Raw genomic sequence first — 25,775 nt, 5'->3', positions numbered from 1 at the left:
GAGCTTGTTAATTCTGGTTGCTATGTTCGGTTTCTTTGGTAAAATCGGTTTATGAAATAGATGATAATAAAGCATGCAAAGATCAATAAACCATTTATTGCGGCTTGCGGATCGTCGGCATAAATGCTGATAGCTACAAATAAATAGGCGGCAATAAATATTAATGGCATTAAGGGATACAGGCGCATACTGTAAATGGTATTTTTATCAAGATGGGGGGTTCGCTTTCTTAAAAAGAATATGGTAGCCGCGGAAGTAGCCATACCAATACAATCTAAAAATATGGTGTAGTTCAGGATTTTGTCGAATGTTTGAGCGTAAAACAATGTAATGATAGAGATGATTGTGAATACAGTTAAGCTCACAAACATGACATCCGATTTTTTGCTCTTTTTAGTAAAGATTGCAGGTAATGCTTTCTCTTCGCCCATGGCAAACATAGCGCGTGGATTGCTTAGTAAATTGACATTTACATAGCCTAAAACAGAAAGGTAAATTAAGCAGGATAACACAGTAAAACCTATGGGACCAAAGATTTTTCCCGCAAGTATTGCAGCAATGCTTTCGGCTGTTTTTAGCTGTTCAAACCCTATGACCCTTACATATACGTAATTAATTGCCATGTAAAGTATAAAAATGATAGCTAAGCCGGTAAAGATTGAGCGGGGGATAATTTTACCCGGAGATTTTGTTTCGCCCCCAAAGTTGATGGTTTGCTGATATCCGCCAAAGGTAAAAGAGATGCCGATTAAACAGATGCCCAGGGCCTTGCCATAATCAAACAGGGTTGGGGTAGTTGAACCTGATGTGTTGAAAGTGGRAGGAGAGCTTACTGCTGCCGGCCCCATAAACACAGCGCCAATTAATATAAGCACCATGCCTATTTTTATTAACGAAAGTACGTTTTGCGTTTTAGAGCTAACTTTTAGTCCCAATAAATTGATGAAGTAAAACAGACCAATAGAAATAGCTGCAATAGCTATTCTTGAAAACTCGGTTTGCATTTCAACGGGTAAAATAATCTTACTTAAATACTCAGCTCCAATAATTGAAACACCTGCAACTGAAGCGGCATTTGAAACTACTATGATGCAGTTGATGGCGAAAGCAATGGAAGGATGGTAAAATGCAGAGAATATTTTATAATACCCGCCGGTAACCGGAAAACGAGATCCTATTTCGGCATAAGTTAAAGCTCCACACAGAGCAATTAATCCTCCAACAATCCATGCTAAAAAAAATAACTCTGGTATTTGCGCTCCTGCAGCTACATTAACGGGTGTGCGGAAGATGCCCATCCCTATTACCAGACTTACAACGATCATTGATAAGTCAAGCATGGAGAGCTGTTTTTCAGGTCGCATATTGAGCATGATTTAATTTGTTTGAATATACATGAAAATGTGCATTTGTTGAAACTTTGTAATTGATTCCCCAGCTTATTCGAGTAAATTTACTGCATTATAGTATTTTTGTATTATACTTACTTACATCATGGCTGAACCGAATTATAACGAAGATAGTATACGCTCCCTCGATTGGAAAGAGCACATCAGATTACGTCCCGGTATGTACATTGGTAAACTGGGCGATGGATCTGCACAGGACGATGGGATTTATGTTTTGCTGAAAGAAATTGTGGATAACTCAATTGATGAGTTTGTGATGGGATCTGGCAGAACAATTGAAATTACGGTATCCGAACACAAGGTTAATGTTAGGGATTACGGTAGGGGTATTCCTTTGGGTAAGGTAATAGACTGCGTATCTAAAATAAACACCGGTGGTAAGTATGATAGTAATGCCTTCCAAAAATCTGTAGGGTTAAATGGTGTGGGTACTAAGGCGGTAAATGCGCTCTCTACCAATTTTGTGGTTCAGTCTTATCGTGATGGGAAAACGAAAAAAGTAGAATTCTCTAAAGGTGAAATTGTTTTGGAGAATGATATTATTGAAACTACTCAGCGCAATGGTACAGCAATTACTTTTTATCCGGATGAGACTATTTTTAGAAACTACCACTACATTTCTGATTTTGTAGAGAGTATGATCTGGAACTATGTGTTCCTGAATACAGGCCTTACAGTCAATTTTAATAATCAAAAATACTTCTCGGAAAGGGGGTTGTACGACCTGCTTTCTAAATTTAACAAAGCCGATGAATTACGCTATCCTATCATTCACTTAAAAGGTAATGATATTGAAATTGCAATGACTCACGGACAACAATACGGTGAGGATTATCACTCTTTTGTTAACGGTCAGCATACTACGCAAGGCGGTACGCATCAGGCTGCATTCCGTGAGGCAGTGGTAAAAACGATAAGAGAGTTCTATAAAAAAGAATATGATGCTTCTGACATCAGGGCATCCATTATTGCTGCAATTTCTGTTAGGGTGCAGGAACCTGTTTTTGAATCGCAGACTAAAACCAAACTTGGGTCTCAGAATATGGGCCCCGAGGGGCCTTCGGTAAGAACATTCATTAACGACTTTGTTAAAAAGGAACTTGATGATTATCTGCACAAACATTCTGATGTATCTGATGCATTGTTGAAAAGAATCCTGCAGTCTGAAAGAGAGCGTAAAGATATTGCAGGCATCAAGAAGCTGGCTAACGATAGGGCAAAAAAAGCATCTTTACACAACAAGAAACTAAGAGACTGTAAAGTCCACTTTAACAGTAATCACGATAAGAGATACGAGACTACTTTGTTTATTACCGAGGGTGATTCTGCTTCCGGTTCTATCACTAAATCCAGAGATGTAGATTGCCAGGCAGTTTTTAGTCTTAAGGGTAAGCCTCTGAATTGTTATGAGCTTACTAAAAAGGTGGTATATGAAAATGAAGAGTTCAACCTGTTGCAACATGCATTGAATATTGAAGACGGGTTGGAAGGCTTGCATTACAATAATATTGTAATTGCTACTGATGCCGATGTTGACGGTATGCACATCAGGTTGTTAATGATGACCTTTTTTCTTCAGTTTTTTCCTGATCTTGTGCGTGCAGGCCATGTTTACATTTTGCAAACGCCATTGTTTAGGGTTCGTAATAAAAAGGAAACGATTTATTGCTATAGCGACGATGAAAGAAAGCGTGCAATTGAGAAGCTTGGTAACAAACCTGAAATTACCCGATTTAAAGGTTTAGGTGAAATCTCGCCAGATGAATTCGGACTTTTTATAGGTAAGGATATCAGGTTAGATCCAGTAATCTTAAAGGATCAGACCATTAAAAATCTTTTGGAATATTATATGGGTAAAAATACCCCGGACAGGCAACAACACATCATTAGAAACCTTAGKGTAGAGAAAGATACTATAGAGGAATTATTGCCCGAAGAACTCGTTATTGCAGAAGATCCTGAGGAAACAACACTAGATGTTGCTTAAGATTTATTAAAGTATCGGTTATGTGAAAATTTTCGTTTATTATTGTATTTCAATCAGATCCCTTTTGATATAATTGTTTGATAAGTTCTGTAGTTATTAAAACTGCAGTATAATAAGATAATATGTCGTTTAACGCTAAGAGAAGAGATCCATTCCGTTACTTTGTAGTAGCATTTTTGATATTTGCATTGTTTATTTATGCCTTTCTGTTATACCTCAGGAATAATAAAATTAATGGGCTAAAGCACGATATTACGAAGCTAACGATGCTTCAGAAAAGTTATTCGGAAGTAGATACCTGTATTTATACCCTTTATCAGGCAGAGAATAATTCGCGCATGTATGCCGTAACTGCAGATAAATATTATCTTAATCAATTCTCAGACGGTATCCATAAAATCTCTCTTCTTTTAAACGATTTAAATAGCCTAGGCGATAACAATACGGAAAATCAGGATTTAAAAGAACTTGTAAAACAGAAAAAGCTAAAGACAGAGAGCTATTTGAAACTTAGGCAGTTAACAGATAGCCTGTTTGCCGGGTTCTCAAAACTTGGTTTGGAAGAAAGGCGTGCCCAGGCAAAAATTAATCTGGGTTCAATAAAGAAAAAGTTTAAAACAGTAACAACCGTCGATACGATTAAACAAGCAGTTAAACCACGTAAAAAATTCTTTGGCCGATTAGCGGATGCAATTTCCAATAAAGGGAGTAAAGATAGTGCCGTTACAATTGTTAAAACCAAAAAGAACGAGGGAGTGGTAGATGAGGTTACCACTTTTAATAACAAATTGTTAGAAGAAGTAGAAGCCTATTACCGGAAGCTTTATGCTAACAATAACCAAATCAAGAGCAATGAAAAGGCAATTTTGTTGTTGAATAATAAACTGATCCAGGATATTATTACGGTATTAAAGGAGTTTAAGCAAAATGATATTGAGTATGTGGCTAAACGAAGGGTTACTTTGGGCGAAGAGCTTGAAGTAGAGCTTAAAAAATTAAGCGGAATGGAACTGATAGATGCACTATTGTTGGTTTGTTTAGTCGCAATTATTCTATATAATTTATATAAGCTTTATAAGAATGAAAGTTTATTGATCAGCCTGAATGGTTTGGCAGCTCAAGATTCGCATTCGAAAAGTCGTTTCCTTGCTAATATGAGCCATGAAATACGCACACCATTAAATTCGGTAGTTGGATTTTCTGAGCAGCTAGGCAAGAGTAACCTGAATGATGAACAGAGAGAGCAGGTAGACGCTATACGCAGTTCATCAGAGATGCTGCTCGAACTGGTTAATGAAATTCTAGATTTTTCTAAATATGAAGTAGGCGTAATAAATATCGAATCTGAGCCTTTCTCTCCGGAATCAGAGATTGCGGAAGTTTTTCATAGCATGAATGTTCTTGCAGAAAATAAGGATCTGAAATTAGAGAGTAAAATAGCTATCGATAAAAATATTTATTTAATTGGCGACCGTTTGCGTTTGAAACAGGTTGTTATGAATTTGCTAACCAATGCGATTAAGTTCACAAAAAGAGGGAAAATAACGCTTCGGGTTCAATTGGTAATAGATGGGAAAAAACAGGCGGTACTAAAAGTACAGGTAGAGGATACTGGTATAGGTATGGCCAGGGAAGACCTTGATCTGATATTTCTTGAATTCTCGCAAATCTATTCATCGGCTACAACACAACTTCAGGGAACTGGACTGGGATTAGCAATTTGTAAAAAGATAGTAGAACTGCAGGGTGGTAAAATAAATGTGAGCAGTGTACTTGGTAAGGGCTCCGTATTTAGTTTTGAAATCCCCTACCTTATTTCAGAATTTGCAGAGGAGCAACATGTTGATAAAGGAACGTCAACTGTTGAGAAGCTGAAAGGAAAGAAGGTGCTGCTGGTAGATGATAATAAAATGAATATTTTGCTGGTTCAAACAATATTAAAGCGGTGGGGCATGGAATATGATTCTGCTTATGATGGTAAACAGGCACTCGAATTATACAAGAAGAATGACTACAATATTGTGTTAACAGATATTCAGATGCCAGTGATGGGTGGGGTAGAGCTTACACATGAAATCAGATATAACGGGGATTTTGCGAAATCCGGAATTCCGATTTTAGGAATAACTGCCCATGTAATGCAGGAAAACAGAGAAGCCTACTTAAAAGCAGGAATGAATGATCTGGTACTAAAGCCGTTTTTAGAACAGGAATTGATGGACCAGATGCTTAAGTATATTTAAGGGATCTTTGTGTCTTCCGGATGCTGTGGCGGCAATACATCCACCTTTTTTTCTACAATAACAATTTTGGTATGCACTGCATATTTACTTGGTGCTATACCTTTATCATATCGTTCTGCATAGGCCTGTGTAAATTCAGCTCCAAAATATAATATGATAGAGGTGTAATAGATCCACAACAGGATTACAATTATAGAACTGGCAGCGCCAAATGCCGATGCAGGGTTGCCCTTTTCAATATAGATTCCAATTATATACTTACCCAAACTAAAAAGCAGTGCCGTAAACAGGGCCCCAACAATTGCTGGTTTCCATTTTAAATCAACATCAGGCAACACCTTAAAAATAATTGCGAAAATGCAGGTTACAACTGCCAGTGTTAAGGCATTGGTAAGGATTAGCATAAATAGCTCTGATACCTTTTCGACACCGACTTTAGACGCAAGCCCCACAAGTTTGTCGCCTATGCCTACTACAATACTATTTATAACAAGGGAGACGAGTAACAAAAATCCAAGCGAAGCAATTAGCGAAAAGGAGAGCAGTCTGTTGGTGATTAATTTTTTCCATCCCTTTTTTGGTACAGCCTTTACTTTCCAGATTAAATTAATACTGTCCTGAATCTCTATGAACATAGCCGTAGCACCAATAATAAGTGTAGTGATACCTATAATTAGCCCTAATGTACTTTTTCCCGAAACGTTTGATTGTTTTACGAATGATTTGAGTTGAGCAGTGGCATCCGGACCTACCAAATCTTGTATTTCAGAGAAGAGTTCCTCTCGCGGATCCATTTTATATTCTTGCACTGTTCCATCTACAGAGGTTTCTATTGTATGCTTAATATCTCCACCTAAAAACAAACTTGCTGCAGCAATGATAATAATGATAAGTGGGGTAAGAGAAAATATGGTGTAATAGGCTAGTGCCGCGCTTAGCTTCATCACCCTGTCTTCCATAAACCCTTTTCCAGCGGCTATAAATAAATGTGCTGTTGCTTTAACAAAATGAATAGCTTTTTTTAAGAATGTCATAATCAATATTAAAAAGGATACCCAATACCTATGTTATAGATTAAATTTTCTTTACGCCAGGTGCTGCTTCCAAAATCTACCTGATCTATTACCCAACGATTTCCAGGTTCAAGATAAGGTTTTCTGATAGGGAAGGCTACATCTAAGCGGATAACGAAGATCGATGCATCTACCCGGAGGCCGGCACCGGTGCCTACCGCAATTTCATCAAGTGCATCTTTAAAGTTAAAGCCTGACCCTGGTCTTAACGGATCTTCTTTTCTTAACCACACGTTCCCGGCATCTGCAAATAGAGCCCCATATAAAACACTAAATAATTTAAAACGTAACTCTGTGTTAACCATTGCCTTTATATCCCCACTTTGGTCGGTATAGTTATTAGTTTGGTTTGGCAGTTTGTAAGATCCGGGCCCCAATGACCTGGCTGCAAAAGCCCGGATATCGTTACTGCCTCCGGCAAAGAACTGACGCACAAAAGGGATAGATGTATTGTTCCCATATCCATATCCATATCCAAGATTTAAACGGCTTGCCCAGATCAGGTTCTTTGTGATTTTATAATAATCTCTAAAATCGGTTTCAACCCGTATAAATTGATTGATAGGAATGCCTAATACAGTCTTTTTGCCTTCATCGTTTTTTCCTGCAAATAAGCCCCATACGTTTCCACCAGTTTCAAGAGTTCCATTGAAATATATATTGTTTCTTCTGAAATCCTCCATCTGGTTGGTAAATGTGAAACTATAGTTGCTTCCTATAATAAACTGGCGTTCGAGATTCTTTTCCAAGCCGGGGTTTGCACTAAAGAGACTATCCCTTCTTGCCGTATCATTGGTTACGTTAGATGTTACGTAATTTATAGAGATAGGGTTAAAGCTATGTTCTTTATATAAATTCTCTTTCCAGTTATATCCAAACTCTCCTTTAAAGGAATTTAAACCGTATAAGGAACCTCTGTTTAGCGATTGGTATGATAAAGAAGCAATGGTTTTAGGAATAAACGCATTGGTACTGTTAAAGTTAAAGAAAGGGAGTATAAACCTTGGGAAGGTAAGCTTTGCTTCAGTAGTAAAAGAATATGAGTTTAGTCCTTTGGCCTGCCCGCTTACCTGGGTTTCGAATCCACCACTTACACTTACATCCAACTGCTCGCCACCTCTAAAAAGGTTACGGGTAGTTTGAGTTAACTTAGCTTCTGATCCGACAAAGTTATTGGATTTGCTGGTTCCGGTTAGTGAAAAGGAAAGAGAGTTTTTCTTTAAAGGGGTGAGGAAAATGTTAAGGTTTAGCTTATTGTTTCTAAAACTGTCGACAGGTAAAAATTCTGCTTTAACATTTTGAAAAATACCTATGTTAACCATTCTGTTTAAAGATTGGTTATGATCACGCCTATTGTACAATTCGTCTTTTTTGAAGAAAACCAAGCGGTCAAATAAGCCCGGCTTGTAGGTGTGTCGTGTATCATAAATATTAAAATCCTTGTATACTTCAGGAGTTGAATTTCTGATTGCGCTATCTCTTCTTAAAGAATAATTAGGGTAGATATTAATTTTATCAATGGTATAAGGTTTAAGGCCTGCATCAGGGGCAATGTCTTTTACTTTTATTCTGATATCTACCAGATGTTTGCCTACAGTACTATCAACCTGTAAAATCAAATAATCAGGATTAAAATAAAAATATCCCTGTTCCTTTAAATCATTGTCTATTCTGATCCGCTCATTTTTATAAGTTTCCAGGTCATAATTGTCGCCTACTTTTAATAGCGTTTTATCTTTATTCTGATTTATGATTTGGACTATACCTGTGCTATCTTTTGGGAATTCGACACTGTTAATTTTATATCTCGCACCGGTAACAACGGTATAAAGTGCTTTGCCTTTTTTACCACTAACTACAGTATCTCCGTTTACTTCAGATTGAAGATACCCCTGACTAATCAAATAACTTTTAAGCACAGCGTTGTTATAAGGGATTTTTACCTCGCTTAATAACACAGGCGGTTCGCCCACTTTATTGCGGAGCCAATACCGGATCCCTTTTGATTTTTTAGGTTCGCCGGCAAGATTGTACATGGCAAGTTTAAACTTTATGCCTAAAATTGACTTATTAGGATTAGGTCGTGTTTTATCAAGTAAAACCCCTTTAACCTCTTTCTGATTGTCAATTTTTGCTGTTGAATCAGGATTGATGTTAATGTCGGCACCGGTATATAAAATCTCCCCGGGTTTAAGGTTTTTGGTACTGCTACAGGCGCCAAAAATTAAACATGCAAGTATAAATAAGCCGGATTTAATTTGTTGTCTCATTTTTACGCCTCTCTTCATTTCTAAATCTTTTCTTTTTAGAGAAGTTTTGGAAAACCTCCCTGAATTTATTGTAATCAACCACTAAAGCAAATCCAAGCCCTGTTTCAATGATCTGTCCTTCAATTACGCCTTCATTCTGATTGCGTCTATAAGCTCTTAACCTGTATCTGCCATCACTGGAAAGAAGGTATTCCACATTAACATTTCCTGCAATATTGGTAGAACTCTGACCTTGCTGCTGAGGGCCTTCCAATCCAAAAGAACTACCAACGGTAACAATTAAACGATCGTTCAAGAGTTTTTTAGACAGACCGATCTCCAGATCTGTTTTTTGCGACTTGCTGCCTGATGCCGAATAGTCTTCAGATGAATTTAAACCAAAGTTTATATCTACACCCTTTATCAAATCGGATGCAAGATTGTTCAATTGTTCTGTTAATAGTTTACTTACGCTTGAACGGGCAATAGAAGAAACACTACTACCTCCGGCCAGACTTTGGAACGGATTGTCAGCAATAAACCTGTTGAACGCCAATAGTGCAAATACCTGCTTGTTCAGTTCGCTTTCATTCGTATTTACACTCTGTAATTTCGCATATACCTGACCATTGAGTGCACCCCGCTCATTTTCTGGTAAGTCTAATTTAAATTTGATGCTTGGCTTTAAAAGTTCACCCGTCATCATCAGGTATACCTGGAAAGGAAGTTTGGTTTTAGCCTCATATTGTGTTGGATCACCTATCAAGTCAATAGGAGCTGTATTAACTTCATATAATGCCGTTAAGTTTACATTGGCCTCCATAGGATCTCCAGTCCATACAATGCTGCTGCCTTGTTGCAGCTTAAAGTCCTTTTTAACAGGACCAACAGTCAGATTGTAACTGCCATCAGATACCTGATATCTTCCCGTTAAACTAGTCTTGCCGCTAGGGTCCATTGTTGCTGTTAAAGATGCTTGCCCTTTAACTTTTAGTGCATCACCGTTAGATGGATCCACCACTACATTTAATTCTGCATCCGGATCAATGTCGATAGTAGCACTTAAATTAAGTCCCTTGATTGGAGCTTTGCTTACGGAATCGCTAACGTTCAGTGCCTTTTTACCATTAAACGGCGGTGCGCTGAAATCTGTAAACTGTACAATACCTTCCTGATCAATTACCGAGGGATCATCAGGTGGCATAGCAAAGAAGAACTTAGTTTTATCTTCTACTTTAACGTTCATGTCTACATCAGGCTGGTTAAGATCGCCGCGAACCTTAATGGTACTGGTAACATAAACAGTACCGTAGATCATGTCGTTATCGGCAGCAGTAGAGTTCATAAGTCTAAAGTTGTTCGTTCTCATGTCCATGTTGAACCGAAAATCTTTATAGTCAGTAGTGAGGACACCACCGGTTATTACTGCCTTCTGATTTAAAGAATCTATAATGGTAAATCTATTGAAGTTTATCCCCTTATCAGTAAAACTTATAGACTCATTTGGCATTCTGAAATAAGAATTCACATAAGTTGCTGTAAATGCGGCCTGGTTAAATTTAACGTCGCCTAAAATTTTGGGGGCATCAAKGGKGCCTTTGATAGACAATTCTCCGGATATTGTACCCGTGCCATTCTTAATCTGTCCCATTGACACACTCTCTATTGCTTTCAGGTCAATTTTATCAATGTTTAAGTTAAGGTCAAGGGCACTCTGTGGTGAAGTATAGTAAAATCCATTAACCCTTAACTCGTGTACACCAGATAAGGCAATGTTAGTTTCATATGCATTCTCTGTATTGTTGTTTACAGCAACACGCAAGGTTCCAAACTCATCTTTCAAATACCTTAACCTATCTATTGTTAGATTTGCCTCAAACTTAGGTGTATCCATAAGCTCCTTTGCATCAATAGTGCCATTAATAGTACCACCAACCAAAGAACTGTCCTGCTCGGCAAACTTAGTAAGCGTTTCTATTTTGAAGTCTTTAAATTCAACTTTTAAAGGAGAGTTGGCAACAGTATCAGTACTGTTAATCCCTAAGAGCTGATTACCCTTACTCAGGTTAAATTGATTAGCTATAATACCCGACTGACCAAACTGAATGTAATTTTGAGGTGCGATGGCCCACTTTTCATAATTAAGCAAAAGCTTTTGAGGATCTAAACTGAACTGGTAGTCTTTGTTAATCGATTTAAAATTACCACCCAAAATATACTTGTCTTTCCGCTTACTGTCTCTTAAATAAATATTGAGAGCAAGGTTGTTATTTACAGCGTCGCCACTAATTTCGGTATTAAACAAATTAGCCGCAGAGCTCTGAAAACTTTTTATTTGTAATTTATAATTAAGCTTCTGCTCAGTGTTGTTCACATTAAGTTTAGTACTATCAATCCTGTAGCCACCATAAACTATCTGAGGAAAAGAGGCATTCATGAGTAAACTATCCTTCTGAGTATCAATTAAGCCATTCATTCTGGAAGGGGCAAAGGTGGTTAGTTCCGGTACAAAGTTCTGAAGGATTTTAGGATTGTAGAAATTTACGTAGAATCTAAAACGCTGATCAGGGATTTTAGTTACCTCGCCAAATTGATAGTATTTATTGATCTGGTTAATCACTGCGCTGCCGACATTGGTAAGTTGATATTTACCATCAATTTTGGCTCGCATAAACTCAGAACGAAGGGTAAGCATATTGTGTGTTTTGCTCGCTTCAGAATGCACTACAATGGTGTCTACATTGAAACGTTGGCCATCTTTAACTACCTGCAGGCCATTTACAAAAATATCACCGTTAAGGTAATCTGGATCAGCAGTTTTTACATCTGCATTAATTACCCCCGCTAACTTAAACTCACCTGGACTGAAATTTAATTTCTGTAGATCAACCTGTTTTAAATCCAAGTCTGCTTTTACTGCCGGATATTTGCCCGCAATATTTACGGCAGTGGTTAAATTAAAATTCAAATTGGTGTCGGCCATATTGCCTTTTAGATTCAATTTTTGCTGCTTGAAATCGCCACTTAAAAAGAGATCCTTATAAGTGTATTTGTTGTAGTATGCACTTATTAATTGTGCTTTAAACTGTGCCGAGGCAGTTTTAGGATCAAGCCCGGTTCCTTTAACGCTGGCTTTAGCCGTAATTTTGCCCAACTGGGCTTGCTGTTTAAGTAATCTACCTACATTAAAATTATTCAGGTTTACACTGGCAACATAGCTCTCCTTGCCTTTAGGACCTTTCATGCTTGCCAGTAACTTAGCCGATCCCATGTCGGTATTAATGTTAAAACCGGTATTGAAATTGGTCATTGAACCGGTAAACTTTCCGTTTGCAACAATCACATTAGGAAGCTCTATATTGGTTGGCAAAGTCTTTTTAGGGATAACTACCAAAAGATCTTTTTTGGTCATTGCAAACCTTTTGATGTTCATGTCAAAGTAAGCTTTATCCATATCAGGGAGTCCTTTTATCCTGCCACTCACATCAATGTTTGTGCTTTTTAACCCCGAAATCTGCAGTCGGGGAATTACAAGGTTATTCATATAGCCACTAACATTGGCATTTACTTTTATCTTCTCATTTCTGTAGTTTTCCGGGACCGCATCACTAAAGTAAGCAGCGTCTTTTAAGCCAATAGTTGTGTTTTTAACAACCATTGAAAGCTTTACCCTTTCCGGATGTTTGGTTAAATCATCAAGAGAAGAGTAATTTAATTCTGTAACGTTTTCTATTGATGTATTAGGTGTTTTTAGTAAGAAGTTATTCACCTTAATTGCCTTGTCGGAGTATACAACATCTCCTCTTAGCTTAGATAATTGAAAACCACTCTTCTCCTTAAACACACCTTCTTTTACATTGATTTTTATACCAGTATCACTATAGCCAAGCGCATCAGCTACTAAGGTAAGGCCGGTAAACTTTAAATGGTTAAAGTCCATTCCTTTAGTAGGTTTAGCTCCAAGATTATCAAACTGTACATTGTTCTCAGTTAAGCTTATATTGTCAACCAGTAATGACAGGGGTGAAGATTTCTCTGCAGTATCCGCTTTTGTCTCTTTCCCGGGTTTAACCGGTTTTAATGCAAACAGGATATTTGATTTGCTTAGCTTTGCGTCATTTATTTTGTACCTGCCATTTTTAACGTCTGCCAGAAGCTTGGTTAAAGACAAGTCATTAACATTAACATTCGCTTTATTAGTTGTGGAGCTGAAGTTTATTTTGGTATCATTTAGTTTGGCATCGTCAATTTTATAATTGCTATTGGTAAGGTCAATAAACAGCTGAGTTAAGGCTAGCTTGTTCAGATCAACATCCGCATTCATACCCGAAATCCGATCGTCGAATCCTATTTTTATATTGTTGAAAGCAAAGTCCTGAATCTCTACAAGTGGTAATTTACCGGATTCTGTTTTTGCTGTGTCTATGCTGTTTTGTAAGTGAGCCTGTAACTGTGTAAGCGGTTTTTGCTGCAGGTATTTTAAGGAGGTGTTTTTTAAGGCTAAAGATTTGATGACATAGTGTTGATTATTGAGGTCGAAATCTTTTATGTTTGCAGTAAACTCACCCAGGTTTAATTTTACATCATTTCCAGCAACATCATCACGATAAACGATACCAATGTCTTCAAAAGCCACCTTTTCAATAGAAAATTTGAGAGTAGATGTGGTGTCTTTTGCAACTTCTTCTTCTGGCTTTTCTTGCTCAGACATAAACGCATCTACCAGGAAAGAAAAGTTGAATGAGGTATCGGGGTTTATGCGGGTAACATTGGCCCTTATTTTTTGCAGTGAAATATTGTTGATCTCTACCTTATTACTTAAAAGTTTAAATAAGTTAATGTCTACAGAAAGTTTTTGTGCATATAGCAGGGTGTCTCCTTTTCTATCTTCAATATAAAATTTATTCAGCACCACATCCTTTGGTAATGCAATTTTTATACTCTCCAGACTTACCTCAGTTTTGGTTTTATCCTTTAAATAATTTATTGCTTTATCCTTTACAAAATTTTGTACCGCCGGAATGTTTAGGGAAAGTGCAATAAGGACAACCAGCATAATGATGCTTGCTACTATCCAAAGTATGATTTTAAGACTTTTACGAATATATATATTCAATTGAAATGCGTTTAATAGGGTTTTAAATCTATGATTACAGCACTAAAACCATGCCATCGGCGTCAAAATTAGGCTTCTTACTTATATMTACAATCTAAATAATTAAATTGTTTAAATCAAGGGATAAAATTGTTGTTAATCTATTGTTAGAAAATTACGTATGTTTAAATATGGATCAGAAAAATTTTGTTGTTAGCTATCAAACTTTTAAGTCCTTAAATGAGCTAAGTGCATCAGATCAGGAATTATGTTTAAAGGCCGAAGAGGCATTGAAATCATCATACTCACCTTATTCGAATTTTAAGGTTGGGGCAGCTTTAAAATTAAGTAATAAGCAGTTGGTTCTTGGTAGTAACCAGGAAAATGTGGCCTATCCTTCAGGGCTTTGTGCAGAGCGCGTTGCACTATTTACAGTTGGTGCTGCTTACCCCGAAGCGGCTGTTCAGGCTATGGCAATTACTGCAAAAAGCAGTAATTTTGTTATCCAGAAACCTGTTACCTCGTGCGGTGCATGCTTGCAGGTAATGGCCGAATTTGAACAGAAGCAAAAGCAGGAAATTGAGGTGCTTTTTTACTGTATAGGGGGCGAAATAATAAAAGTAAAAGGGATTAAAAATCTATTGCCTTTTGTGTTTGTTGAAGAGCGGTTGGAAAGGTAAAACATCAATTCATAAAATAATGCCTGAAAATTATGAAAATCTAGTCCATTAACCCGAAAAAGATAGGTTATTAACTAAGAACTGTTAAAAACTTCTGTTCTTAATATTTCATTCCAACCCTTATATTTACAAAATCCAATCCTTTTTTGATGAGCGACGAAATAGAAAACAACATAAACGAAGAAAGTACACATACTGTAATCCCTATCAACGGGCTTTATGAGAACTGGTTCCTCGATTATGCCTCTTACGTAATTCTTGATCGCGCGGTTCCACACATCAACGATGGTTTAAAACCGGTTCAGCGACGCATTATGCACTCTTTAAGAGAGATGGATGATGGACGTTTTAATAAGGCTGCCAATGTTATCGGAAATACCATGAAATATCACCCTCATGGGGATGCTTCTATTGGCGATGCAATGGTGCAAATTGGTCAAAAGGAACTGCTGATAGATTGCCAGGGTAACTGGGGTGATCCGGTAACTGGCGACAGTGCCGCTGCGGCCCGTTATATCGAAGCGCGCTTGTCTAAATTTGCAAACGAAGTAGTGTTTAATCCAGATACTACCGTTTGGCAATTGAGTTACGATGGACGTAACAACGAACCCATTACTTTGCCGGTTAAATTTCCTTTGCTATTGGCCCAGGGGGCAGAAGGTATTGCGGTAGGTTTGGCTACCAAGGTTATGCCTCATAATTTTCTGGAACTGATTGATGCTTCCATCGAATCTTTAAAAGGAACCAGACCAAATATTCTCCCTGATTTCTTTACTGGCGGTATGGCCGATTTCTCGGCGTATAACGAAGGTATGCGCGGAGGTAAAATCAGGGTAAGAGCAAAAATTACAGAAAAAGATAAGAAGACCCTCGTAATAACCGAAATACCATACAGCACAACAACAGGTTCTGTAATCGATAGCATATTATCTGCTAACGATAAGGGTAAGATCAAGATTAAGAAAATTGAAGACAATACGGCACAGAATGTAGAGATTGTCATCCATCTTGCTCCTGGTATCTCACCTGATGTAACTATTGACGCGTTGTATGCTTTCACTTCATGCGAAGTTTCTATATCTCCAAATACTTGTGTTATCAAGGATGATAAACCTCAGTTTTTGAGTGTTAATGATATCCTTATCGAGAATACTCATAATACCAAGAATCTGTTAAAACAAGAATTGGAAATTAAGTTGCATGAATTGCAGGAAAGAATATTCTTTAGCTCACTACTAAAGATCTTTATTCAGGAGGGCATGTACAAAAATGCGGACTATGAGAATTCTGGTAATTTTGAAACGGTTGTTGAGGTATTGAATCTTTTATTCGAACCATTCAAACCCGATTTGTATAGGGAGATTCAGCCGGAAGATTTCAAAAAACTTATTGATAAACCAATGAGTAGCATTACCCGCTTTGACGTTAAAAAGGCGGATGATCAGATGAAAGCTTTAGCTGATGAGATCAAAGTTGTAAAAAATCACCTTCGTCACCTAACAGATTATACCATTGCCTGGTTCCAGAAACTTAGAGATAAGTATGGTAAAGGTAAAGAGCGTAAAACAGAGATTCGTTTATTCGATAGGGTAGAGGCATCTAAAGTGGCTTTAGCCAATGTAAAACTATACCTGAACCGTGAAGATGGTTTTGTGGGTACTGGTTTGCGTAAGGATGAATTTGTTGCAGATTGTTCCGATATTGATGAAATAATCGTCTTCAGAGAAGATGGTAAATGTATCATCACCAAGGTGGCAGATAAAACCTTTGTTGGTAAAGGAATTCTGCATGCACAGGTGTTTAAAAAGGGTGATGAACGGACCATCTATAACATGGTTTATAAAGATGGGGCCAGCGGCGTTTCGTACATTAAACGTTTCGCTGTAGTTGGTGTAACCCGCGATAAGGAATATGACCTCACCAAAGGAAGTAAAGGTTCTAAAGTATTGTATTTTACAGCCAACCCAAATGGAGAAGCTGAAGTGATTACGGTTCAGTTAAAACCACACACTAAACTTAAGAAACTTCAATTTGACCTTGATTATGCTGAAATAGCGATTAAAGGGCGTGCCTCTCAGGGTAATATTGTATCTAAGTATCCTATCAAAAAGATCCTGTTAAAAACAAAAGGAGTATCAACACTTTCCGGCCTTAAGATATGGTATGACGATTTGCTTAGAAGACTTAATGTTGATGGAAGAGGGAAATACCTTGGTGAATTCGATGGTGATGATAAAATATTACAGGTTCATAAAGAGGGATGGTATGAGCTGAGTACATTCGAATTGAGCAATCACTTTGATGCAGATCTGATACTGATCCAGAAATTTGATCCTGAAAAACCATTTACTGTTGTACAATACGAGGGGAAAGCTAAAAATTATTTCATAAAGAGATTTGTATTTGAATCAATTGCCGTAGGTAAAAAAGGTACTCTGATTAGTGAAGAGAATGGTTCGAGATTCCTTTACCTGACCAGCAATCCAGAAGCAGTATTAACGGTTGATGTACTTAAAGGTAAAACGCAAATCCCGGAAACATTAGAAATAGTGTTAGCAGAGTTTATTGATGTAAAGGGTATAAAGGCTAACGGAAACAGGATCACTCAACATGACGTAAAAAATGTGAGTATTTCTAATCATGAAGAACTGGAATTAGTTCTGGAAAGCAAGGTCAGTATTCCAGATGCGTCTGCTAATGAAGAGCAAGCTGAAGGAGAAACTTCTGAAACAACAGCGGATGTAGCTACAAGTGGGGAAGAGGAAAATATCCAGGAAGTAGAGGAAAGCAATGTCGAGCCGGAAGAGCCGGAAGCTGTTTCGGAAGAACCTGAAGTCGAACAAGAGGAGGCATCACCTGTTGCGAAAAAGCCTTTTGTTGTCGCCAAGGAACCAAAGCCTGTTTCAAAAGAAGAACCTGTAGGAAAGGTTGAAGAAAAGCCATCTGAGGAGGCGGCAGAGGGAAAACCAAAAAAAGCGTGGGGAACACCTAAAACGCCAGAAAAAGAATCAAAGGCCAAGCCTGAAGGTAAAGAAGAGCCTAAAGCTCAGCCGAAACCTATGGCTAAAGAAACCCCAGAGACAAAGAAGGATGAGAAAGATATTCCGGCAAAAGAAATTAAGTTTGAGATCACTAACCCTGACGATATAGAAATTGACGATAAGGGGCAGTTAGGCTTGTTTTAGTCTTAATGTCCTGATCTTCGTTATTTTGATCATTAAATTTTTGTCATTTTCTGGCTAAGCATTGCCGGATTTTGAATAAKATAAATATATTTGTCAGATTACACATCACAATTAAAGGATAGATACTACTTAGGTTTATGTTGAAAAAATTAACGGGCATTCTTATTTTACTTTCATTTTTGCTGGTAAAGCATGTGTCGTTATTTACTGTAACCGACCATAAACAAACAGTATCGATCCATCATACTGATCAAGACTCTGAGAACTCAGAGGAAGAGAAAGAATTAAAAAATCTGGAGCTTACGGATGATGTTTTTATTCATCAGCCAATTGTAGATCTGGCGCATACCTTAACCTCAAAAAAGGTTAATTATAGCTTTGTATCGCCTACGGTTACCTCGGTTATTTCGCTACCATACCCCCCTCCTGAAATCTGATTGTAAATACACTACAATTAAGATTCAAATATTACACAATAATTTTATTTTATGAGATATCCTTTAGTATCAAAAGGTGCCGTATTAGGCATTTTATTAAGCGCAGCTGCATTTTCAGTAAATGCACAAAAAATTGAGGAGCAAGAGTTAAAAGTAAACGTTGATAAGATTTCTAATTCTACTGAACACTTAAAAAACCTGCAACCCGTAACTTTTAAATACGATGTACAGAAGTACAAACATCTTAAATTACCAGCTGGCGAGCAATACGGCTTCCTCGCCAGTAACGTACAATCAGAATACCCTGCTATGGTTTATGAGGCTACTAAAATGTACAACCAGGGTAAGAACAATTCAAAAGTTGCAAGATATAGCGAAGTGCAATCAGAAAATCTGATTCCCGTACTCGTGGCAGCTATTAAAGAGCAGCAGGCAGAAATTGAGTTGCTCAAAAAAGAATTAAACCTCTTGAAAGAGAAGTCTAAATAGGTAGTTTTTTGTTTTAGTATCTTTGAAAAAGCCATCGAAAGATGGCTTTTTAATTAATTCTGTTTTTAGATTGCTGCATTGGGTTTGTTGCAGGCATCTGTTGCTCCTTAAACAATTCAAACCTGGTAGACTGGCTTTTTCTTGGCCAGGAGTTATTGCTCTCATCAATATCGGCAGTTTCTCTATTTGGATCTAACTGTACTGAAACAACTTCCTTATCCTTAGCAAAAACTTTGGTTATCTTGTTTTCATTCTTTCTCCATACATAGGCAGGAATTCTATCTGTTTCTTTACTGCCATCCTTAAATGTCCATTCAATGATCAATGGCATCACTAAACCACCTAGGTTCGAGAATTCGAGTTCGTAAAAGTTCTTTTTGCTCTCATAGATTTTTTTCTCTTCAGTACCTAACGAGTTATAATAGTTTTGAAATTGCTCGTCGGCCGTTTTGCTTACTTCAAAGCGATCAAACTTATTATAAAAATCAAGCAAACTTGTGTCTTGCTCAATGGCAAACTTTATACCCTCGGCCTTATTGCGTTCTCGGCCCAGATATTTGTTGTCTTTTTCATATGCTTTCTTGCTTTCTGCATTTTCAACTGCTTGTTTCATGCTGTTCATGCGATAATAGCGCACCTCGTTCAATGAAATGTCTACGGGATCAGTACTAAAGAACCAACCTCTCCAAAACCAGTCAAGGTCAACTGCCGAAGCATCTTCCATTGTTCTGAACAAATCGGCAGGAGTAGGGTGTTTAAATGCCCATCGCTTTGCATACTCTTTAAAAGAATAATCAAAAAGCTCCCTGCCCATTATGGTTTCTCTTAAAATGTTTAGCGCTGTGGCTGGTTTAGCATAAGCATTAGGGCCAAAATTTACAATGTTCTCGGAATTAGTCATAATCGGCTCCAGCTGGTCTTTCGGCATTTTCATGTAGTCTACAATCTTATGTGCTGGTCCTCGTTGAGAGGGATAATTATTGTCCCATTCCTGCTCTGCCATAAACTGGCAAAAAGTATTTAGGCCCTCATCCATCCAGGTCCATTGTCTTTCGTCGGAGTTTACAATCATGGGGAAAAAATTATGACCCACCTCATGAATAATTACACTGATTACACCATATTTAAGTGACTCCGTGTATGAACCATCTTTTTCTGCACGGCCATGATTAAAGCAAATCATAGGATATTCCATTGCATTGGAGGCTTCAACAGATATTGCAACAGGATATGGATAGGGAATGGTGTGTTTAGAATACGATTTTAAAGTATGCGCAACCACCTTGGTCGAATACCTGCTGTATATCGGGTAAGCTTCGGGGCCATAATAAGACATGGCCATTGTTTTTTTTCCGTCGATATAAGTTGCCATAGCATCCCAAACCAATCTTCTTGAAGATACCCATGCAAAATCCCTTACATTTTCGGCCACATAAGTCCATGTCTTTTTCCCGGTTGCCTTTTTTGTAATAGCGGATTTTGCTTCACTAAGATTTATAATTTCCAGAGGAGCTTTTGCTGTTTGTGCTTCATTCCATCTCCTTAAGCTGGTTGCGCTTAAAACCTGTGGATAGTTCTGGCATTCGCCTGTTGCACCAACTATGTGGTCTGCCGGAACAGTCAGGTTCACCTTGTAGTTTCCAAAAACCAAGGCAAACTCTCCTCTGCCCTCGAATTGCTTGTTTTGCCATCCCTGGAAATCAGAATAAACAGCCATACGCGGAAACCATTGTGTAATGGTAAACAAATAATTGTCGTCTTGAGGAAAATACTCATATCCACCTCTTCCATGTACAATCTTACGATCAGAGATGTTGTAATTCCACGTTATTTTTAATTTATACTTTTCCTTAGGTTTAAGCACGACAGGCAAATCAATCCGTAACATGGTGTTGTTAATCACGTAGGGAAGAGGAGTGCCCTTCTCATCGGTAATTTTAATGATCTTAACACCAAGATCATCATCGCGGCCAATAATATCAGAGAAGTCATCTAATGTCATCTTCTCTTTTATTTTGCTGGTTTGTGTAAGCTTATTGTCGCTTGTAGCTTTGTTCTGATTCTCGTCAAGCTGAACCCACAAATAACTTAAAGGATCTGGCGAATTATTATAATAAGTGATCGTTTCAGATCCATTTAAACGCAGGTTCTTTTCATCCAGTTCTGCATTAATCTCATAATCTGCCCTTTGCTGCCAATATGCAGGGCCGGGTGCGCCAGATGCAGAGCGGTAATAGTTTGGATCAGAAAGGATTGTGCCTAGCTGTTCAAATTTATTACCGTGGTTTGAACCCGGATTATTTAATGATTGTGCGTATATACCGACATTGAAAAACAATGCGGCAGTTAGAAGTAACGGTTTCTTCATTTTGTTAGTTAAGGATTGCAGGTAACCGTTCGGCGGCCACTACAAATGATATACCAAATATAGCGGATGAAAGGAAGAAATTCCAGTCCCACCGCTTAATTTTTACGATCATAATAAGGATAAATGAAAGTATGAGTACACCGAAAACGATTAGTATCTGCCCAAATTCCAGCCCAAGGTTAAAGGCAAGTAACTCCACAACGATGTTGGTAGTTTTGCCAAGCAGACTTTTTAAGTAATTTGAGAAACCCATGCCATGTATTAGTCCAAAGATGAGTGCTAATGTATATTTTAACCTTATGGCCTTGGGCTTGGGCTTTTTATTAAGGATGTTGGCTAACGCAGTTATCATAATTGTAACCGGAATTAAAAATTCTATAAGTGCGGTGTTTACGTGCACAACATTTAACACACTTAGGGCTAAAGTTATGCTGTGGCCAACGGTAAATGCGGTAACCAAAATTAGTACTCTTTTCCAATCGGAGAGGGTGTATACACCACAAAGAGCAAGTAAGAAAAGTATATGATCGTAGCCTTTCCAGTCTAAAATATGGTGCCAGCCAAGATCAAAATAGAGATTGAAATCTTGCATTATAGTTTAAAGTTGTAATTTTGAATACAGAATAGCAAGAAATATTCTATTTTATATCTACCTATACAAAATGTTACAACTTATTTTATTTTTTTGGTTAAATATTTTTCATCCATTTTACGTTAGCGTAACCGAGATAGATCATAATCAAAAAACAAAAACTGTTCAGGTAAGTGTGCGTGTATTTTTTGATGATTTTGAAAATGCGCTTGATAAGCGTTATAAAACAAGTATCAATATTTTGAAGCCTAAAGATCGTAAACAGGTAGACGGGCTTATTTCCGATTACATAAAAAGCCACCTGCAGATTAAGGCTAATAATAAATCGCTTACGCTAAAGTACCTGGGATATCAAATTGAAGAGGATGCCGCATGGTGCTATTTTGAAAGTGAAAAAATAGAAAGCATCGAAAAGCTAGAGATTCAAAACGACATACTGTTTGAACAGCACGATTCACAGATCAATATGATTCATGCTACAGTTAATGGAAAGCGAAAAAGTACCAAACTTGATAACCCGGAAAAATCAGTCGCGTTTTCTTATTAATCCTAAATAAAAAAGGGAGCAACTGCTCCCTTTTAATTAAATCTTTACACAGTTTACTGGTATTGAATGTAAACCGGAACTGGTTTCAATTTCATCAATTCCTCTGGAGTCATTAAGCGCTTAGGATCTTTTTTCAAATCATTTTTATAGAACAATTTGAAGCCCGTAAACTGAACAGGCTCAGAGAAAATAAAGTGACGGTAAGTTCCTTTTTTAAGTTCTGGCTCACCCCATCCGTCCATATGCATTACAATTTGAACTTCCGGACGAAGTTTTATGTTTTGAGAATTGGTAACCATCTTTTTTGTGAAACGGTGAACCACAAATACTTTTGGAGGCAAGTTATATTTCTTTACAAGATTAGTTAAATACTGAGAAACATAGTTGATATCGGCAGCATCGTAAGTTCCGATTTTTTTACCTGGAAGCGAACCATCTTTCATAGAAAACTCAGGATCTATACCTAGATGCACAAATGGTAATTGTAAGTATTTTTCTATATGCGGCAATTCAGCCTTGATGTTGCTTAGTGCTACCTGTAAATCTAGAAATACAATAGTATTAGGACGCATTTTAGCAATGCTTAATACAGAGTCAATCTGTGAGTTGGCCATACGGTTAATGTACTTCCCATCTCTGCCCGGCGTACCACTTGCTACAGCAGCAATGTAATGTAAACCTGGCTGTACGGGAGTAGTAGGATCAACTTTTTCCCAATGTTTAACTTCAGCATCCAATCTTTTCCACATCTCTTTTGGAGCATATTCGCCCAGGGCACCCATTTTTTTAGAGTGTAAATTTCCATAATAAACAACAATACGTTTAAATGGAAGTATAGCACCTGCAAGTGGGTATGGTTGTTTTTTAACCGGCCATTTACCAGTGGTATCACCATTGGCTAACTTTGCCATAATTGCATCATACTTTGCAGTGTCAATCGGTCCCCGCAAATCTTCTTTTGTTTCGGTTGCTGTCGAATCTCCAGGAGCATTTTTTGTTTGGCCATTGGCCTTTTTAACGTCCGAGGTGCAGCTTATAAATACACCAATTGAAGCCATTCCGACTAAAAGCATCCCTGCTAGATGAGATAATTTCATTTTTTATACTTGTTTTTTATGGTAAGATAAGATGTAAATGTCAGTTCCAAGCCAACAATAAAATTTTTTACAAGTATACCACTATACATAGTAATAAAAAAGCTGGTTATCAGGGTTAATTAAAATATTTCTATTTATTATTTGTAATTAGTCTAAATAAGTTCTTATACTTGCGGTGTTATTTAAAATTATTCTAAATAGATTGTTAATGAGAATTGGCTTACTGTTAATGGCTGTATTTTTTATCGTTTCAACTACACAAGCACAAGATAAAGGTGCCGACAAGGAATTGAAAAGCGATACCACAGCTAATTCCCTAAAGGAAGTTGTAGTTACGGGCGAATATCAACCTCAATCATTAAGAAATTCAGTTTACAGAACACGTGTTATTAATTCAGAGCGTATTCGCTTGCGTGCTGCAACAAATATTCAGCAAGTATTAAATACAGAATTAGGCTTCAGGTTTTCTAACGACATGGCGTTAGGTACAAGCGACGTAACTTTAATGGGCATGTCGGGCAGAAACGTTAAGATCCTTTTAGATGGTGTGCCAATGATAGACAGGGGAGATACCAGAGAAAGTTTAAACCAAATAGACATCAACTCCATTGAGCGCATAGAGATAGTAGAAGGGCCACTCTCGGTTTCTTATGGTACCGATGCACTTGCTGGTGTAATCAATATCATTACAAAAAAAGCAGTTAAAGAAACATTAAGCCTTAATGCGAGGGTGCAAGAGGAAACAGTGGGGGATGAGTACTCAGCGTTCAGTAAAAAAGGTTCCCACTTGCAACACGTAGGAGCAAGCTGGCAAAATAAGCGTTGGAGTGTTCTTGGAGGTGTAACCCATAACGATTTTAATGGTTTTAACAGTGCACCTGCTTTGGCTACTGCAGCGCAGATCGCTGCTGATATTAATAGGTGGAAACCTAAAGAGCAATGGTTGGGAAATGGCCGTCTGGGTTATAATAGTGATAAGTTAAATGTATGGTACCGAATGGATTATGCTGATGAGACTATTTTAAGCAAGGGTGGCTATAACCCAAACATTTTTAAGTCTGTTAATCAAAAATACATCACCAATAGATATACCCAGCAAATACAAAGCGATTATAAGCTAACTGAGAAATTGCAGCTTAGTGGAATACTTGGTTATTCCAACTTAAAACGTACTACCAGAAGTGTGCTGCATGACTATTCTACAGGAAAGGAAGAATTGTCTACCGGTGCCGGCGAACAAGATGTATCTAAATTCCAATCTACATCGGTCCGAGCAACAGCTCAGTATAGGTTATCAGACCAATGGTCTTTTCAACCTGGTATCGAGATTAATCTGGATGGTTCAAGTGGAGCAAGGATTAAAGGAGATCCCTCTATTCATGATTATGCTTTCTTTATATCTTCTGAGTGGAAGGTTACAGATGGTATAACCATAAGACCGGGTGCCCGCTTTATTAAAAACTCAGTTTACGATGCCCCCCCTGTAATTCCATCACTTAATACAAAATTCAGGTTAAATAAAGATCTTGATTTGCGTTTGGGTTATGCAAGTGGTTTCCGCTCGCCTGCCTTACGCGAACTTTATTACGATTTCTTTGATGCCAGCCATTCTATTTTAGGAAACGAAAACCTTAAAGCAGAACAGTCACATAGTTTGACCGGATCGCTGACTTTTACCAGGTCGCATAATGAAAATGCTGATTTCCGCTCAGTTGTAAGTGGCTTTTATAATACTTTCAGAAACAGAATAGATTTTGGCCTTTCTGCTGCTGATCCTACAATTACTACTCTTATAAACGTTTCTCGCTACAAAACAACTGGAGGAACTTTTGAAAATACTTTAACGCTTAATGATTTTCAGGTTTCTCTGGGCCTTTCCTATATCGGTATTAATAACCGTTTCGTAGCCGATGCTCCAAAACCTGGTGAATCTGATGAATTTGCATGGACTCCTGAGGTGAACAGCAACATCACTTACACCTTTTCCAGAATTGGTGCAACTGTAAATCTGGCCTATAAATTTTCAGGAAGAAGGCCTTTTTATCAGCTCAATACGAACAATGGAATAKAGCAGGTAACACTTGAGAAAACCGGTTCTTATAGTACAGCAGATCTGATGATCAATAAAAAGATATTYAAATCTCTTAATCTGAATGCAGGAGTTAAAAACCTGTTCGATGTAACTACCATTAGCAGCACATCAGTTGCAACTGGTTCGGCACACTCAACGGGTGGCCCGGTTCCATTGAATTATGGACGCTCATATGTTGTAGGGTTAAGTTTTAATTGGAACAAGAATTAGATTATTAATCATTATAATACGT

Annotated in this window: 15 protein-coding genes; 8 read left to right on the top strand and 7 right to left on the bottom strand. The window is 37.7% G+C overall.

Going from position 1 to position 25,775, the window contains the following annotated elements; all coding sequences use genetic code 11:
* Positions 1-20 precede the first annotated feature (20 nt).
* Positions 21-1,364 carry an APC family permease gene (locus AC1DDK_RS04535; protein WP_477633860.1) on the bottom strand — a complete coding sequence of 448 codons (1,344 nt, stop codon included), beginning with the start codon at positions 1,362-1,364 and terminating at the stop codon, positions 21-23.
* 130 nt (positions 1,365-1,494) lie between these two features.
* On the opposite strand from AC1DDK_RS04535, the gene AC1DDK_RS04530 reads away from it, so the two are divergent.
* Complete coding sequence (locus AC1DDK_RS04530; RefSeq protein ID WP_477633859.1) at positions 1,495-3,396, top strand: DNA topoisomerase IV subunit B; 1,902 nt, start codon at positions 1,495-1,497, stop codon at positions 3,394-3,396.
* Between the two features lie 122 nt (positions 3,397-3,518).
* Positions 3,519-5,639 (top strand): ATP-binding protein, encoded by a 2,121-nt coding sequence (locus tag AC1DDK_RS04525; protein WP_172661020.1) that lies wholly within the window; start codon positions 3,519-3,521, stop codon positions 5,637-5,639.
* Here the strand turns inward: AC1DDK_RS04525 and AC1DDK_RS04520 are convergent.
* From AC1DDK_RS04520 to AC1DDK_RS04510, 3 genes are read right to left on the bottom strand one after another with little or no spacing between them, the layout of a single operon-like run.
* A complete protein-coding gene (locus tag AC1DDK_RS04520) occupies positions 5,636-6,673 on the bottom strand; it encodes a YihY/virulence factor BrkB family protein (protein ID WP_172661019.1) in 1,038 nt (345 codons plus the stop codon). The two genes, AC1DDK_RS04525 and AC1DDK_RS04520, sit on opposite strands and share 4 nt — an antisense overlap.
* 8 nt (positions 6,674-6,681) lie before the next feature.
* Positions 6,682-9,000 (bottom strand): translocation and assembly module lipoprotein TamL, encoded by a 2,319-nt coding sequence (gene tamL, locus AC1DDK_RS04515; protein ID WP_246269550.1) that lies wholly within the window; start codon positions 8,998-9,000, stop codon positions 6,682-6,684.
* Positions 8,966-14,077, bottom strand: coding sequence for a translocation/assembly module TamB domain-containing protein (locus tag AC1DDK_RS04510; RefSeq protein ID WP_477633858.1), 5,112 nt, complete (start codon positions 14,075-14,077; stop codon positions 8,966-8,968). Before AC1DDK_RS04510 ends, tamL begins: the two co-directional genes overlap by 35 nt.
* Positions 14,078-14,247: 170 nt before the next feature.
* On the opposite strand from AC1DDK_RS04510, the gene AC1DDK_RS04505 reads away from it, so the two are divergent.
* The 4 genes from AC1DDK_RS04505 (at position 14,248) to AC1DDK_RS04490 (ending at position 18,847) form a co-directional block, all read left to right on the top strand.
* Positions 14,248-14,736, top strand: a complete 489-nt coding sequence (locus AC1DDK_RS04505) for a cytidine deaminase (protein ID WP_172661017.1) — start codon at positions 14,248-14,250, stop codon at positions 14,734-14,736.
* Positions 14,737-14,885: 149 nt separating this feature from the next.
* Positions 14,886-17,921 (top strand): DNA gyrase/topoisomerase IV subunit A, encoded by a 3,036-nt coding sequence (locus tag AC1DDK_RS04500; RefSeq protein WP_337715869.1) that lies wholly within the window; start codon positions 14,886-14,888, stop codon positions 17,919-17,921.
* Between the two features lie 137 nt (positions 17,922-18,058).
* The gene (locus AC1DDK_RS04495; protein WP_172661015.1) at positions 18,059-18,358 is read left to right on the top strand and encodes a hypothetical protein; all 300 of its coding nucleotides are present in this window, start codon (positions 18,059-18,061) and stop codon (positions 18,356-18,358) included.
* Between the two features lie 51 nt (positions 18,359-18,409).
* Entirely contained in the window at positions 18,410-18,847 is a 438-nt protein-coding gene (locus AC1DDK_RS04490; RefSeq protein WP_172661014.1) for a tail fiber domain-containing protein, read from the top strand.
* 49 nt (positions 18,848-18,896) lie between these two features.
* Here AC1DDK_RS04490 and AC1DDK_RS04485 read toward each other — a convergent pair whose 3' ends face one another.
* Positions 18,897-21,215: a M1 family metallopeptidase gene (locus AC1DDK_RS04485; RefSeq protein WP_477611794.1), complete on the bottom strand. Its 2,319-nt coding sequence runs from the start codon at positions 21,213-21,215 to the stop codon at positions 18,897-18,899.
* A gap of 4 nt (positions 21,216-21,219) precedes the next feature.
* A complete protein-coding gene (locus AC1DDK_RS04480) occupies positions 21,220-21,807 on the bottom strand; it encodes a HupE/UreJ family protein (protein WP_288879590.1) in 588 nt (195 codons plus the stop codon).
* A gap of 70 nt (positions 21,808-21,877) precedes the next feature.
* Between AC1DDK_RS04480 and AC1DDK_RS04475 the strand changes: the two genes are divergently transcribed.
* Complete coding sequence (locus tag AC1DDK_RS04475; protein WP_172661011.1) at positions 21,878-22,354, top strand: DUF6702 family protein; 477 nt, start codon at positions 21,878-21,880, stop codon at positions 22,352-22,354.
* 53 nt (positions 22,355-22,407) lie between these two features.
* Here AC1DDK_RS04475 and AC1DDK_RS04470 read toward each other — a convergent pair whose 3' ends face one another.
* Complete coding sequence (locus AC1DDK_RS04470) at positions 22,408-23,451, bottom strand: hypothetical protein (RefSeq protein ID WP_172661010.1); 1,044 nt, start codon at positions 23,449-23,451, stop codon at positions 22,408-22,410.
* Between the two features lie 208 nt (positions 23,452-23,659).
* Between AC1DDK_RS04470 and AC1DDK_RS04465 the strand changes: the two genes are divergently transcribed.
* Positions 23,660-25,753, top strand: coding sequence for a TonB-dependent receptor plug domain-containing protein (locus AC1DDK_RS04465; protein WP_477633857.1), 2,094 nt, complete (start codon positions 23,660-23,662; stop codon positions 25,751-25,753).
* The last annotated feature ends 22 nt before the right edge of the window (positions 25,754-25,775 follow it).

The sequence above is a fragment of the Pedobacter sp. 05T44 genome (assembly GCF_056395985.1).
Note: the sequence above shows the minus strand (reverse complement) of the source record. Positions and strands in the feature narration are given on the sequence as shown.